Annotated in this window: 13 protein-coding genes; 4 read left to right on the plus strand and 9 right to left on the minus strand. The window is 67.7% G+C overall.

Annotated features, from left to right (window positions below; translation table 11 throughout):
- The first annotated feature begins 14 nt into the window (after positions 1 to 14).
- Positions 15 to 1,211: a cytochrome P450 family protein gene (locus ACYSM9_RS18435; protein ID WP_461858417.1), complete on the plus strand. Its 1,197-nt coding sequence runs from the start codon at positions 15 to 17 to the stop codon at positions 1,209 to 1,211.
- On the opposite strand, the gene ACYSM9_RS18440 is transcribed toward ACYSM9_RS18435, so the two are convergent.
- The 9 genes from ACYSM9_RS18440 to ACYSM9_RS18480 all read right to left on the minus strand — a co-directional run bounded on the left by ACYSM9_RS18440 (position 1,184) and on the right by ACYSM9_RS18480 (position 9,337).
- The gene (locus ACYSM9_RS18440; RefSeq protein WP_461858404.1) at positions 1,184 to 1,516 is read right to left on the minus strand and encodes a DUF6510 family protein; all 333 of its coding nucleotides are present in this window, start codon (positions 1,514 to 1,516) and stop codon (positions 1,184 to 1,186) included. The genes ACYSM9_RS18435 and ACYSM9_RS18440 overlap by 28 nt on opposite strands.
- Positions 1,513 to 2,250: a ferredoxin reductase gene (locus ACYSM9_RS18445; protein WP_461858405.1), complete on the minus strand. Its 738-nt coding sequence runs from the start codon at positions 2,248 to 2,250 to the stop codon at positions 1,513 to 1,515. Before ACYSM9_RS18445 ends, ACYSM9_RS18440 begins: the two co-directional genes overlap by 4 nt.
- A 10-nt stretch (positions 2,251 to 2,260) precedes the next feature.
- Complete coding sequence (locus ACYSM9_RS18450) at positions 2,261 to 2,851, minus strand: molybdopterin-dependent oxidoreductase (RefSeq protein ID WP_461858418.1); 591 nt, start codon at positions 2,849 to 2,851, stop codon at positions 2,261 to 2,263.
- Between the two features lie 349 nt (positions 2,852 to 3,200).
- Positions 3,201 to 4,589 (minus strand): NtaA/DmoA family FMN-dependent monooxygenase, encoded by a 1,389-nt coding sequence (locus ACYSM9_RS18455; protein WP_461858406.1) that lies wholly within the window; start codon positions 4,587 to 4,589, stop codon positions 3,201 to 3,203.
- Between the two features lie 11 nt (positions 4,590 to 4,600).
- On the minus strand, positions 4,601 to 5,686 hold the full coding sequence (locus ACYSM9_RS18460) for an LLM class flavin-dependent oxidoreductase (protein ID WP_461858407.1): 1,086 nt from the start codon (positions 5,684 to 5,686) through the stop codon (positions 4,601 to 4,603).
- Entirely contained in the window at positions 5,683 to 6,516 is an 834-nt protein-coding gene (locus ACYSM9_RS18465) for a DUF1684 domain-containing protein (protein ID WP_461858408.1), read from the minus strand. The genes ACYSM9_RS18460 and ACYSM9_RS18465 overlap by 4 nt, the downstream gene beginning before the upstream one ends.
- Positions 6,513 to 7,535 carry a transporter substrate-binding domain-containing protein gene (locus ACYSM9_RS18470; RefSeq protein WP_461858409.1) on the minus strand — a complete coding sequence of 341 codons (1,023 nt, stop codon included), beginning with the start codon at positions 7,533 to 7,535 and terminating at the stop codon, positions 6,513 to 6,515. Before ACYSM9_RS18470 ends, ACYSM9_RS18465 begins: the two co-directional genes overlap by 4 nt.
- A gap of 12 nt (positions 7,536 to 7,547) precedes the next feature.
- Complete coding sequence (locus tag ACYSM9_RS18475; RefSeq protein WP_461858410.1) at positions 7,548 to 8,348, minus strand: amino acid ABC transporter ATP-binding protein; 801 nt, start codon at positions 8,346 to 8,348, stop codon at positions 7,548 to 7,550.
- A complete protein-coding gene (locus tag ACYSM9_RS18480) occupies positions 8,348 to 9,337 on the minus strand; it encodes an amino acid ABC transporter permease (protein WP_461858411.1) in 990 nt (329 codons plus the stop codon). Before ACYSM9_RS18480 ends, ACYSM9_RS18475 begins: the two co-directional genes overlap by 1 nt.
- A gap of 259 nt (positions 9,338 to 9,596) precedes the next feature.
- Between ACYSM9_RS18480 and ACYSM9_RS18485 the strand changes: the two genes are divergently transcribed.
- From ACYSM9_RS18485 to ACYSM9_RS18495, 3 genes are read left to right on the plus strand one after another with little or no spacing between them, the layout of a single operon-like run.
- Positions 9,597 to 11,519: an FAD/NAD(P)-binding protein gene (locus ACYSM9_RS18485; protein WP_461858412.1), complete on the plus strand. Its 1,923-nt coding sequence runs from the start codon at positions 9,597 to 9,599 to the stop codon at positions 11,517 to 11,519.
- Between the two features lie 4 nt (positions 11,520 to 11,523).
- A complete protein-coding gene (locus tag ACYSM9_RS18490; RefSeq protein WP_461858413.1) occupies positions 11,524 to 12,069 on the plus strand; it encodes a GNAT family N-acetyltransferase in 546 nt (181 codons plus the stop codon).
- 41 nt (positions 12,070 to 12,110) lie between these two features.
- Complete coding sequence (locus ACYSM9_RS18495) at positions 12,111 to 13,823, plus strand: helicase HerA-like domain-containing protein (protein ID WP_461858414.1); 1,713 nt, start codon at positions 12,111 to 12,113, stop codon at positions 13,821 to 13,823.
- Positions 13,824 to 13,944 lie beyond the last annotated feature (121 nt).

Genomic DNA, 13,944 nt, shown 5'->3' on the forward strand with positions numbered 1-13,944 from the left:
CAGCAGCTGGCCGGATAACGGAGGAAAGCTCCACGGGAACGCACACCGGTGGCCCTGGCGGGTGCCCCTACCTCGTGGTCCGTGACCCTGCCGACGTCCGTGACGTGTTGCACCGGCCCGCCGACTTCAGCCCTGCCAATGCCCTGGTCGCCGTAACACCGCTGGCCGGCCCTGCCCTGCGCGTGCTGCAGGCCGTCCGGTTTGCCCTGCCTCCCGTGCTGGCCAGCAACGATACCGGCACGCACGCCGGAATCCGGAAAGTGGTGGCCGGCTTCTTCACGCCGGCAACAGTGGCCGCGATGGAACCGCGGATCCGGGAACTGGCAAGGAAGGCAGCACAAACCGCCGCCCGCCAGCTCGACTCTTCCGGCGCCGTCGACCTGGTGCAGGCAGTGGCAGCCCTTCCACCGGCAGTGGTGATGCTCGAACTCCTCGGACTGCCTGTCCGGGACCTTCAGCGCCTCAAACGGTGGGGCCGGGACTCCATGGAACTGTTCTGGGGCTGGCCCGATGAGGACCGGCAGCTAGGGCTGGCCCACAGCGCCGCCGAGTTCTACGTCTGGCTCCGACAGCTGGTTGGAGAATCCAGGGAGGCCCCCGGCCGGAACCTGTTCAAGTCCTTGTCAGCACACGGCCTGTCCACACCCGAAATCTGCTCGCTCGGCTACTTCCTGCTCATCGCCGGACAGGAAACGACCACCCAGCTGATCAGCACCACCCTCTTCCGCCTCGTCGAGGGCTCCACGCCGGTAGGCTGGCCTGACGCGGCCTCCCGCGACGGCTCCAGGGAGGCGGTCCGGGACGTACTGATGGCCGAATCATCGGTTCCAACCTGGCGGCGGGTGGCAGCCAACGATACAAACCTCGGTAATCAAGCCGTGCCTGCCGGGACCGAAATCCTCCTCGAGCTCAGCGGCAACTTCATCACGGGAGAACTGCGTGGACCTGGCCTGGTTTTCGGCTCCGGGATCCACCGATGCCTCGGCGCCAAGCTCGCAGAACTGGAAGCCGCCGTCATCGTGCAGGAAACGGCCACGGCGCTCCCTCACGTCCAACTGGGCGACCAGCATCCCGCATGGATCAGGCATTTGTCCTTCCAAGCCCCGCGCACGGTCACCGTGACGACTGCCCAACATGCTGGCCACACGGCGGCCGGGGGTTCGACACGGGGGACTCGCGAGGCCTACTCCTCGCGGTCGATCTCCAAATAGCTAAGGCCGCTCAGATCAAGCCAATATCGCGTTGGTGTTTCCACCAGGCGCAGCAGCACGCCTTGGCAGTCGCGGCAGCGCACGACGATGCCGGGCGCGTCGGTGAAGACCATGGCCTCGCCAAAAGCCCTCACCGAGCCGCAGTGCCTGCAGCGTCCGAGCGCGGCAATGATGTCGATGCGGAACACTTCGGACAAGGCGCCGGCCGCGGCGTTCCCGTCGAGATGCACAACGGGGTTGTGCGGCGCTGCTGCAACGTCCTGGTCTTCGTCGTCGGGGACTGCGAAGTTCTCGGGGCCGTTCACCGGATGCCTCCCGTCCCGCCAAAGCGTTCGGTCCTGATCGACTCCGGCGGATATCCGGCCGTCACCAGCCAGTCCGCGACAGTCTCCACGAAAACTGTCTGCCCGCAGACAAATACGTCCGGATTCTCTTCGGCAGGAAAGACCTTGCCCAGCAGGGTCTCTGCAGTAAGGCGCGCCGGCGCCACCGGCCAGCCTTCCGGCGTCGAACGCGTATAGACGTGGTCGACCGTCAGCTTGGCTGACTCCTGGCCCAGGCGGCGCAGTTCATCCCGGTAGAGCGACGTGTCGGGGGACTTGAGGGAATAGAGCAACCTGAAAGGGGACTCGTTCCCGGAAGCCTGGTGGGCGCGGATCATCGACATCAGCGGCACCACACCGGATCCTCCCCCGATCAGCTGCACCCGCTTCACGTTGCTGGGCCGCCAGACAAACCAGCCGCCCACCGGCCCCCGGATTTCCAACTTGTCCCCGACGGCCAGGTCCCTGACGAGGTAGGGCGACACTTCGCCGTCGGGCAGTTCATCAACGGTGATTTCCAGAAGCTCATCCATGCCCGCGGTTGCCACGGAGTAGGAGCGGACCGCGGTGTACCCGTCGTCCGCGGTGAGGCGGACGTCAATGTGCTGGCCCGCCAGATTGCCCATCAGGCCGTCCACGCGCAGCCTAATGGTGCGGGCTGTGGCGTTTTCCGGGACCCCGCCAACCACTTCAGCGACATGCCATACGGAGCTCACCGCACGTGCCTCATGAGTAGCGTTCCTCACGCCAGGGATCGCCGTGGAGGTGGTAGCCATTCGATTCCCAGAAACCGGGAACGTCCTCCCCAGTCAGTTCCAGGCCGTGAATCCACTTGGCGCTTTTCCATAGATACAGGTGCGGCACCAACAGCCGGGCCGGTCCGCCGTGGGCCCTTTCCAGGGGCTTGCCGTCGAACTCCCAGGCCACCCACGCCTTGCCGCCCAACAAATCCCACAGCGGAACATTGGTTGTGTAGCCGCCGAAGGAAAGGGCAGTGGCGAAGTCACTGGTGGTTTCCACGTCTTCAAAGAACGTGTCCAGCGAAACTCCGCGCCACACTGTTCCGAGTTTTGACCAGCTCGTCACGCAATGGATGTCTTCCGTGATCTGCTCCTGCGGCAACGCCATGAATTCATTCCAGGACCAGGAGAGCCGCTGGCCATTCTCCGTGGTGATGAAGAACTCCCATTTATCCAGGGAGATCAGCGGAGCGGGCCCCGCCGTCAGGACAGGGAAATCCTGCGTTTCATGCTGACCGGGCGGCAATGAAGGATTCCCGGACCGCCGTCCACGAAAACCAGAAGAAACTATTCCCATGATGCGCCTCCGCAACGGAGCTTCACCCGGCCAATGACCGTAGCTGCCCCAACCATAGGGCAACGACAGATCAAACTCCAGCCCCCGGTCGTGGTCGGGATGCGGCTGGTCGTATTCCAACCTGGCCGGGCTTGCGTGAAAGGGTCATGCTCCGATGAAACCCTACGACCATATGCCCTTGATGGTCCGTCACTGTGAAGACGCTGTGCATCCCCTGGCAACAGCACAAGGCGCTACAACCACTGCTCCCACACCGTCAGTTGCAGCGTGACACCACCCACGGAAGGGTCGACGGCGGCACTCACCTCAGCGCCGTCGTCGTCCCTCCCAGCGAAACCGGCCCACCGCATCAGGCGCGCACCGCCTCAGCAGCCACATCAGATGAACGCACCGGCGTTTCCAGCCCAAGGTTCTCGCGGAGCGTACTGCCCCGGTACTCGGTGGGGTACACGCCGCGTTCCTGCAGTTCCGGCACCAGGTGGTTCACGATGTCATCCAGGCCGGTGGGAACCAGCCACGGCGAGATGTTGAACCCGTCCACGGCGCCCACCCGGGCGTACTCCGCCAGATGGTCCGCAACCGCCGAGTAGGAGCCAGTGAACGTGGAATCGATCCGCGCGGTGCGTGAGGTGACGAACTGGCGGATGGAGAGACCCTTGTCCTTGGCCTCCGCCCGCCACTGGTCCGCCAGCTGCCGCGCCTTCGCCCCGTGGAAACCGCTGCCGCGGGTCTCGGAGGTCTCCTCCACGACCGGATCGATCTCCGGCAGGGGGCCGTCAGGATCATACCCGGACAGTTCGCGGCCCCAGAACTGCTCCAGGTAGGCGATGGCCTGCTGCGGGCCGATCTGCAGGCTCCGCACCCACTCCTTCTTCTCCGCAGCCCCGGCAGCGGTGGAAGCCAGGATGAACTCGCTCGCCGGCATGATCTGCACCGCATTCGCGCCGCGGCCGGCAGCCAGCGACCGCTCCACCAGGTCCTTGCGGAACTCCACCGCGTCGTCGAACTTCGGGTGGGCGGAGAAGATCAAATCCGCCTGCCGGGCCGCGAAGTTCCGGCCCTCGGGCGAGTCGCCGGCCTGGAACAGCACCGGACGGTACTGGGGGCTGCGCGGCAGCCGCGGCGTCACGTCCACCGTGTAGTGCTGCCCCTCGTGGACCACCCGCCGAGCGGCCCCGTCCGGCGTCTCCCACGAATCCCAGATCCGCTTGGCCGTCTCCACGAATGCCTCGGCATGCCTGTACCGGTCGGCGTGGTCAAGGTAGCCCCCGCGCCGGAAGTTCGCTCCGGTCCAGGCGTTGTCCGTCGTCACGATGTTCCATGCAGCGCGGCCCCCGGAGATCAGGTCCAGCGAGGCGAGCCGGTGCGCCAGGTCTGCGGGATCGTTGTACGTGGTGTTCTGGGTGGCCACCAGGCCGATGTTCGTCGTCACCGACGCCAGCGCGGCCAGCATGGTCCGCGCATCCGGCCGGCCCACCACGTCCAGCGCATGCGGCCGGCCCAGGTGTTCACGCAGGCGCAGCCCCTCCCCCAGGAAGAACGCGGCAAACAGGCCCCGTTCGGCGGTCTGGGCAATCCGGCGAAACGATTCGAAGTCCGTCTGCGAGCCGGATTCCGGCGCCTTCCAGATGGTGCCCGAGTTCACGCCCTGGAAGAAGACACCGAACTGGATCTGCCCCGTGGGTTTGAACACATCCGGCATTGCCGGGTCGGATTTAGCACGGGTGTGCTTTGTCATGAATTTTCCCCTTACTTTGCGGCGCCGGCGGACGCGGCGGACACGGCGGACACGGTGGCGTAGCGGCTGGCCGGACGCTCCAGCCCCAGCAGGTCACGGAACGTCCCGTCCTGAACCACCGGGCGCAGCGCCCCGCGGCGCCGCAGTTCCGGCAGCACCAGGCGGCCCAGTTCCTCGAGCTCAACAAAGAGCGACGCCGGATGCAGCCGCACGCCGTCGGCCTCCCGGAGGAGGTCGGCAAGGAAGTCTGCGAGCGCCGCCGCCGTTCCGGCAAAAGCCGCGTGGTCGGACGCTGCATCCCTGGACGCCGCGGCCTGCCCGCGGGAATCCAGCACGACGCCGAACTCGGCGACAACCGCAACGGACGCACCCACCCGGGCCCGGACGTCGCGGACTTCGGCCGCAAGAAGTTCCACCGTGGGTGCGGTGACCAGCACGCCGTCCAGGGCCTCCACCGGAACCTCCTCCCCCACCAACGAGGCCGGAGCCAGCACCGGCAGCTGCCCCTGCGGTGGCCGCGGAATGATGGACGGCCCCTTCACGGAATAGGCGGCACCGGCAAAACCGGCGGACGTCTCGAAATCCACCGCCGTATCAAAATCGATGTAGTGCAGCTTGTCCACGTCGATATACCGCCCGGTGGGAACGTCGCGGATCACGGCGTCGTCCTCCCACGAATCCCACAGCCGCCGGGACACCTCGATGGATGCTGCAGCCTCGTGGCCCAGCGCGGCACCGGTGACGGAAGAACGCCCGACGGCGGCGCCCGCTTCCGGGTCCTCGGCGGCGGTGGCGATCCACCCGGCCCGGCCACCGGACACGTAGTCCAGGCTGGCCAGCTGGGTGGAAATGTGGAATGGCTCCGTATAGACGGTATCCGCCTCCGGCACCAGGGCAATGGTGCGGGTCAGTGGTCCCGCAAAGGCTGCGCGCTGGACGGCATTCACCCGGCCGGGCACCGGCGCGTCAGTGAAGGTTGCGGCGTGGAAGCCAGCCGACTCCGCGGCCAGCACGGCACGGGCGAGGTCAGCGCCCTCCCAGCCGGCGCCGTCGAGTTCGATGGCAAGGAAACCTGGCCTGGCAAAAGAGGTACTCACTGCTGGTCCTGACGTTCGTAGGGAATCTTTTCGCCGGCCTCGATGGACACGGGCAGCCGGTTTTCGGCGGGCGGCAACGGGCAGGTGGCCAGATCGGTGTAGGCGCAGGGCAGGTTCACGGCCCGGTTGAAGTCCAGCAGCACGGAGCCGTCCGCGGAGGGCACCACCGAAAGCGAGCGGTTGGCCGCGTACGTGGTCCTGCCCGAGGTCTGGTCCGTGAACAGCACGGACAGCGAGCCCGGGGCATGGCCGTTGAACGCGGTCAGCGCCAGTTCCTGCCCGGCCAGTTTGAAGCGGATCTCGCCCGGCGCCTCGTAGACGTGCTGGATTCCTTCGACGGCGGCACCCACCGTGGTGGGCCGCGGCGCCTCAAACGGCACGAACGTCCCCCGCACCGCGTAGGCCGCGTCGGGCGTGTAGGCGGGCGTCCCCTGGTAGGCCTGCAGCAGCGGGTTTTCGGGGTGACGCGGCCGCACGATGTACTCACCGCCCCGCTTGGCCAGCTCGATCACCGTATCGCCGGACGCCAGGTTGATCCCGCCGCGCTCCTCGATGGGGCCAAACTCCAGCGTGGCCCCGGCGGCGGTGTTCAACTCCTCGCCGTCCTGCTGCAGGCTGTCACCGGGTTTCAAAACTACGCGGACGACGTCGGCCTCCACGCTCCAGGTGCCCGGGGCCCCGTCCAGCCGCGCGGATTCGCTGCCCAGCCAGTGCAGGTGGGTCACGGCCAGGAAACCGTGCGGGTGGGCCCGCTGCCGCTCGTGCGCTGCGTGCCATTCCTGCCAGTCGGTGTCGAAGGCCTTAAGTGCCGTGTCAGTAGACGTGCTCATTTCGCAACTCCAAACGTTTCCTGGGTAATGGTCTTGGATTCCGGCAGCGCCTCCTCGGACAGGCCCCAGCGTTCCAGCACCTTCCCGTAGGAGCCGTCCGTGATCACCGAGTTCAGGGCCTCGGAGATGACCGGTGCCAGCCCGTTGCCCCGCAGCGTCGTGGCGGCCACCAGGGTCTCTGAGGGCCAGCCGGCGTTGACCTTGCCCACCACCTTCAGGTCATCGCGGGTGTTTTCCCGGTACACCGTGGACGGGTACGGCGCGATGTTCAGGTCAGTCCGGCCGGATGACAGCGCCAGGATGGTGTCGGCGTCGGACGAGTAATACTGCAGCGTGGCCGGCGGCTTGCCCTTTGCCTCAAGCTCCTTGTTCCACGCCAGCAGGATCTTCTCCTGGTTGGTTCCGGACCCCACGGAGATCTTGAGCCCCGAGATGTCATCCGCACCCTTGATGTCATAGGTGGCGGTCTTCTTCGCTTCGAACCCCATGTACGCGGCCCGGTAGCTGGCGAAGTCGAACAGCTTCACCCGCTCCTTGTTGACGCCCACGTTGGAGAACACGGCCTCGTAGTCGCCGGACTGGGTCTTCAGCGGCCAGTTCTCCCAGGATGTCACCTGCACGTCGAGCTCCAGGCCCAGCTTGTCCGCCACCAGCTGGGCAATGTCCAGCTCGGAGCCGATGGGCGTCTTGTCGTCCGTGGCGTGGAAGGACAGCGGAATGGACCCGGCGGTGGTGGCCACGGTCAGCTTGCCGTCCTGGCCGATCAGCGCGGGGACCTTGGCGGCGAGCGCCGCGTCTTTCCCTGCCCGGATCCGCTGCTGGTCCGGGGAGGTGTTGTACACGACGCCGTTGCGCGCCGCCGTCTGCGCCCCTCCGCTGGGGTTGCCGGCGGCGGAGGCCCCGGGATCGGCGCACCCTGCGAGCGCGGCTGCGCCAAGGAGTACAGTGCCGGCAAGTACGACGGCGGGAGGCACCGCGAGTGCGCGGCTGCGGCGTGCGCCGCGGGTTGGGTAAGCCATGGGGGTGGTCCTTTAGATGTTGAAGGCCGGTTCGAGCACCTTGGAAAAGAAGCTCCGGGTGCGCGGTTCCTGGGGGTTGCTGAAAATGTCCTGCGGGGTGCCCTGTTCCACGATCTGGCCCTGGTCCATGAACACCACGGTGTCCGCCACGTCGCGGGCGAAGCCCATCTCGTGGGTGACGATAATCAGCGTGGTGCCGGAGGTGGCGAGTTCGCGGATGACGTCCAGGACCTCGTTGACCAGCTCCGGGTCCAATGCGGAGGTGGGCTCATCGAACAGCAGGATCTTCGGGTCCAGGGCCAGCGCGCGGGCAATCGCGACGCGCTGCTGCTGGCCGCCGGAGAGCTGGCGCGGGTACGCGCCGGCGCGGTCCTTGAGGCCCACCCGGTCCAGGAGTTCCATGCCCCGGCGGCGGGCCTCCTCCCTGGACTTGCCCTGCGCTACTACGGGGGCTTCCGCCACGTTCTCCAGGGCCGTGAAGTGCGGGAACAGGTTGAAGTTCTGGAACACCATGCCGATTTCGGTGCGCTGCTTCAGGATCTCCTTTTCGCGCAGCTCGTGCAGCCGGTCACCGCGGAGTTTGTAGCCCACCAGCTGTCCATCGATGGTGATGTGCCCGCCATCCACCTTTTCCAGGTGGTTGATGGTGCGCAGCAGGGTGGATTTGCCGGAGCCGGAGGGGCCCACGATCACAGCCACGCCGCCGGGTTCGACCGTGAGGCTGACGCCCTTGAGGACTTCTGTGGTGCCAAAGGATTTGCGGACCGCGGTGATCTCCACCAGGCCGCGGGTGGCGGTAAGCGTGTCAGTCATCAGGGATTCCTCCGGGTGGGGGCCGCCGCATGGGTGGCGAAGAACTTGCGGGCCTTTTGCAGGGGCGTCAGCGGCAGGTTCCGCACGGCGCCCCTGGAGTAGTGCCGTTCGATGTAGTACTGGAAGACGCTCAGCACGGACGTGATCACGATGTACCAGAGCGTGGCCACCAGCAGCAGCGGCAGGACCTGCTGGGTGCGGTTGTAGATGACCTGGACCGTGTAGAAGAGCTCGGAGTAGGCCAGGACGTAGACGATCGAGGTGCCCTTGACCAGGCCGATAACCTCGTTGAACGCGGTGGGCAGGATGGCGCGCATGGCCTGCGGAAGCACGATCCGGGTGGAGCGGCGCCATGCCGGGATGCCCAGGGCGGCAGCGGCTTCCAGCTGGCCCTGGTCCACGGAGAGGATGCCGCCGCGGATGATCTCGGCCGAGTAGGCGGCCTGATTAAGGGTCAGGCCGAGCACTGCTGCCGCAAACTGGCTGATCAGTGTGGTGGTCTGCACCTCGAAGAACCGCACGTCCGTGAACGGGATTCCCAGGCTGATTTTCTCGTAGAGGTAGCCCAGGTTGTACCAGAGCAGCATCTGGACCAGCAGAGGCGTGGACCGGAAGATCCAGGAGAACGTCCAGGACACCGAGACCAGCAGCGGTGACGCGGAGAGCCGCATGAGCGCCAGGATGAAGCCCAGCACGAACCCGAGGACGCCGGAGATGGCGGTCAGCTTCAGTGTTTCCACCAGCCCTTTGACCACGGACTGCGCGGTGAACCACTGCGCCACCACGCCCCACTCCCAGCGCGGGTTGGTGGCCAGCGACCATGCCACGGCCAGGACACCGAGCGCGACGACGGCCGTCCCCACCCAGCGCCACGGGTGCCTGGCTGCCACCACGGGATAGCCGGAGTAATCCACCGCGGGGCGGGCGGCTGGCTGTGCTGACTGTTCCGGCTCTGCTGACTGCGCCACCTTCGTTGCCGTTGAACTCATGTGCCACCTCGCTTCTGTGGTTGGGCCGGAGCCGCGTGCCCCGGGTTGCTGGCTGCAAATCTAGGACCGGCCGGAACGGACCAGCAAGGCGCCAGGTTGCAATACTTCACGCGGCTTCGCACGGCGTCATGCGTCGGTTTTTTGCGTCCCTTGACGCGCTGTGACGCGGAGTTAACGGCCGTGACCAGGTGCTCGACCGCCGTCGTCACGGCTGCCTAGCATGGGCACTCAACCCCCGCCCCCGCCGTCAGGAGTACCCATGCCAGCGAACGTCCCGGCCCTCGTCTTCATCGGCGGCGGACCGCGCGCCGCGGGCGTGCTGGAACGGATCGCCGCCAACCGGCCGGAGGTCTTCAACGGGCCGCTGCAGATCCATGTGGTGGAGCCGTACGTCCCCGGATCGGGCCGGATCTGGCGGTACGACCAGGACCCCGGGCTCCTGCTGAACTCGATGGCCGCGGACATCACCATGTTCACCGACGGGTCCGTGGACTGCGCCGGCCCCGCCGTACCGGGACCGGGCCTGGCCGAATGGGCTGCAGGCGTCCTGGACGGGTCCATCACCGATGTTCCGGATTTCCCGCAGCAGCTGTGGGACCAGCTGCGGTCCCTCAACGGCGCCACCTTCCCCACCCGGCAGCTGCAGAGCCAGTACCTGGAGTGGTTCTTCCGCCGGGCGTCCCGGTCGCTGGGCCGCAGCGTGACGGTCCACCGCACCACCGCCACCGGCATCACTGCGCGGGACGGCGGCGGCCACGGCGTGGAGCTGGCCAACGGGCGGACCCTCGATGCCGACGTCGTGGTGACCGCCCTGGGCCACACCGATTCCCGGCCGGATGCCGTGTCCGCCGGGTACGCGGACTTCGCCGGCCGGCACGGCGGCTACCACGCGGCACCCAGCTATACCACCGACGTCGACTACTCCCCCCTTGCCCCGGGCCAGGACGTGATCGTCTCCGGCATGGGCCTGGCCTTCGTGGACCTGCTGGTCCTGCTCATGGAGGGACGCGGCGGAAGGTTCCAGGAGGCGTCCGACGGCGGGCTGCGCTACCTTCCGTCCGGACGGGAACCGCGGCTGTGGGCCGGGTCGCGCCGCGGCGTTCCCTACCATTCCAAGATTTCGGCTTCCCTGCGCGGCCAGGCTCCGGGGCCGCTGCGGTTCTTCACCGCGGACGCCGTCCAGTCGCTGCTGCAGCAGCACGGCGAACTGGACTTCCGGGAGCACCTCTGGCCGCTCATCGCCAAGGAGGCCGGGTACTGCTACTACCGCGAAATCCTGACCGGCAGCCCGGAACGGGGTGCCATGGGGTGGGAGGAGTTCGCCGCCTCGTATGAAGGGCTCGACTGGTACAGCCCTGGGCGTGCATCGCTCGTTGCGGCGGCGGTCCCCGACTCCAGCCTGCACCTGGACCTGGAGCGGCTGGACCGGCCCTTCGACGGCGTCCGCTTTGCCGGCCACCAGGACCTGCAGGATGCCGTGGCCGGATACATCGGGCAGGATCTGGCGCTGCGGGACAGCCCCGACCATCCCGAGACGCTCGCCCTGTTCCTTGCCCTGCTGCACGTGTACATGGAGGTGGGCCGCGTGGTTCCGCCGGAGAGGCTGAACGCACGGTCCCAGCAGACGGTGCACGGCTGGTGGCACGGCTTCTTCAGTTTCGTGGACTCCGGGCCTCCGCCGCACCGGCTGCGCCAGATGATTGCGCTGCACCGGGCCGGCCTGCTGCAGTTCCTGGGCCCGGGCCTGGAGGTCACCGCCGACGAAGCCACCGGAACGTTCCGTGCATCGTCCCCGCAGTCGGAAGTGTCCGTATCGGCCAAGGCGCTGATCGAGGCCCGGCTGCCGTCCACGTCGGTGGCCCGCTCGCTCAATCCGGTGCTTTCTTCGCTCTACCGGAGCGGGCTGGGCAGCGAGCAGCAGCTGCTGGCCGCGGACGGGATCCATTCCACCGGGAAGCTGCTGGTCTCGTCGCGCCGCCAGGTGGTGGACGCCGGCGGGAACCCGCGGTCCACCCTCTTCGCCGTCGGCCCGGGAACCTCGGGCTGGGGTGCCGGTGCCTTCGCGCGTCCCAACACCAACGCGGCACCGTTCCGGGAAAACGACGCGCTGGCCCGGACCCTGCTGCGCGCCGCCCGGGAGCTGGCGGCAACCCTGGAACCAGCCGCCGCCGGAAGGACCTAAGACCATGACCGCAGAACCCGATCTCCGCCGCCGGCCCCTGAACCGTGTTCCCCTGGACCGCGCCGCCTTGTCAGTCCTGAACCTGCCCATGCACGATCCCCGCGTGCGGCCGCTCCTGGACGAACTCGCCGTCGAATACGACACCCGCTACGGGGACCTGTTCGGGCGGACCGCTGCCGCCGAGGAACTGAACCGCTACCCCGCGGCCGAGTTCGAGGAACCGCACGGCGCCCTGCTGGTGATCCAGGAGGGCGGCGAGTCGATCGCCGGCGGCGCGTTCCGCCGGTATGACGCCACCACCGCGGAACTGAAACGCATCTGGACCTCCTCGGCACACCGCCGTCGTGGTTTGGGCCGGCTGGTCCTGGCTGAGCTCGAGGCGCTGGCCGCCGACCGCGGCTACACCCGGCTGTACCTCACCACCGGGCCGCGGCAGCCGGAGGCCAAACACCTGTACCTGGACACCGGCTACGAGGCATTGTTCGACCTCGACGCAGACCCGGAAACCATCGGGCCGCTCGCATTCACCAAGGACCTGCCGGGAAACTGAGGTACCGGGACGGCAGGGCCGACCGCCGCTAAGCTGGCGCCATGACCACGAAAACCACAGCAGAGAAGCTTGCCACCATCCAGAAGGGCTACACGCTGGAAGGTGCCACCATCGAGCTGGGGGCCGCCATCATCGACGGCGAGCTGCACAAGGACGCGCCGGTGCGGCTGCCGCTGGCCATGATGAACCGGCACGGGCTGGTGGCCGGCGCCACCGGGACCGGAAAGACCGTAACGCTGCACATGATGGCCGAACAGCTGTCCGCCGCCGGCGTGCCCGTCTTCCTGGCCGACATCAAAGGTGACCTCTCCGGCCTGGCGACTGCCGCCACCGGCAGTGACAAACTCAAAGCCCGCACGGACAGCATCGGCCAGCCGTGGGAGGGCAGGACATTCCCGGTGGAGTTCCTCGCGCTGGGCGGCGACGGCAACGGCGTCCCGGTCCGCGCCACCGTGACCTCCTTCGGGCCCATCCTGCTCTCGCGCATCATGGAGCTGAACGACACCCAGGAATCGAGCCTGCAGCTGGTCTTCTACTTCGCGGACAAGAACGGCCTGGAGCTGATCGACCTCAAGGACCTCCGCGCCGTCATCCAGTTCCTGGCCTCGGACGAAGGCAAGGACCAGCTCGAAGAGCTCGGCGGCCTGTCCAAGGCGACGGCGGGGGTGATCCTGCGCGAGATCGTAAACCTTGAGGCGCAGGGGCTGGAGAAGTTCTTCGGCGAGCCGGAGTTCGATACCGCGGAACTGCTGCGGACCGCTCCGGACGGGCGCGGCGTTGTCACGTGCCTGGAGCTGCCCACCCTGCAGACCAAACCGATGCTGTTCTCCACGTTCCTGATGTGGCTGCTGGCCGACCTGTTCGAGGACCTGCCCGAGGCCGGCGACCTGGACAAGCCCAAGCTGGTGTTCTTCCTGGACGAGGCGCACCTGCTCTTCAACGGGGCCACCAAGGCTTTCCTGGACGCGATCACCACCACCGTCCGGCTGATCCGGTCCAAGGGTGTGGGCATCTTCTTCGTCACCCAGACCCCCAAGGATGTCCCCGCCGACGTCCTGGGCCAGCTGGCCAACAGGGTCCAGCATGCCCTCCGCGCGTTCACCCCCGAGGACGCGAAAGCGCTCAAGGCCACGGTGTCCACGTTCCCGGTCAGCGACTACGACCTCGAGGAAACCCTGACGTCCGCGGGCATCGGTGAGGCCGTCATCACCGTCATGAACGAAAAAGGTGCGCCCACCCCCGTGGCCCTCACCCGGCTTCGCGCCCCCGAGTCCCTGATGGGCCCCAGCGACGAGGCCCTCGTCCGGAGCACCGTGGCCGGCTCTGCGCTGCTGGGCAAGTACGGGACCGCGGTGGACAACGTGTCGGCTTACGAGAAGCTCAACGGCAAGGCCGCGGCGTCCACCGGCCCGGCAGCTTCTGAGCCCGCAGCCGGCGCACCGGCGTCCGACGCACCCGCTCCCACGGCCGGCTATGACATCGACGCCGAAGCCCGGCGGATCGAGGAAGACATCCTGGGCCGGCCCAGCAGCAGGCCCGCGCCGGCGCCGCAGTCCCAGGAACCGCCGGCACCGCGGGCACCGCGCACCCGCCAGCCTGAGCCGCAGTCCGGCGGCATGGGCGATCTGGGGGCGGTTCTGGGTGGCGCGGTGGGCGGCGGGCTCAAGAGCATGGCGCGTTCCATGGGCACCCAGCTCGGGCGGGAACTGCTCCGCGGGGTGTTCGGCACATCGTCCCGGCGCCGACGCCGCTGAGGCGTCCCCGAACGCAGCCAGCCACCCACTGGAGGCGGCGCTGGGCACCTTCCCGGCTCCCGCCGTTGGGGTTAGCCTCTGTTGGTGGACACCTGAAGTAGCGGGATCCTGGGATTCTGCG

This window comes from Arthrobacter sp. C152 (assembly GCF_054890965.1).

Bases quoted from the DNA above. Each gene is read 5' to 3' on its own strand.
- ACYSM9_RS18465 (WP_461858408.1), bottom strand. From the start codon at position 6,516: ATGAGCACGTCTACTGACACGGCACTTAAGGCCTTCGACACCGACTGG.
- ACYSM9_RS18480 (WP_461858411.1), bottom strand. From the start codon at position 9,337: ATGAGTTCAACGGCAACGAAGGTGGCGCAGTCAGCAGAGCCGGAACAG.
- ACYSM9_RS18485 (WP_461858412.1), top strand. From the start codon at position 9,597: ATGCCAGCGAACGTCCCGGCCCTCGTCTTCATCGGCGGCGGACCGCGC.
- ACYSM9_RS18450 (WP_461858418.1), bottom strand. From the start codon at position 2,851: ATGGGAATAGTTTCTTCTGGTTTTCGTGGACGGCGGTCCGGGAATCCT.
- ACYSM9_RS18495 (WP_461858414.1), top strand. From the start codon at position 12,111: ATGACCACGAAAACCACAGCAGAGAAGCTTGCCACCATCCAGAAGGGC.
- ACYSM9_RS18490 (WP_461858413.1), top strand. From the start codon at position 11,524: ATGACCGCAGAACCCGATCTCCGCCGCCGGCCCCTGAACCGTGTTCCC.
- ACYSM9_RS18455 (WP_461858406.1), bottom strand. From the start codon at position 4,589: ATGACAAAGCACACCCGTGCTAAATCCGACCCGGCAATGCCGGATGTG.
- ACYSM9_RS18475 (WP_461858410.1), bottom strand. From the start codon at position 8,348: ATGACTGACACGCTTACCGCCACCCGCGGCCTGGTGGAGATCACCGCG.
- ACYSM9_RS18470 (WP_461858409.1), bottom strand. From the start codon at position 7,535: ATGGCTTACCCAACCCGCGGCGCACGCCGCAGCCGCGCACTCGCGGTG.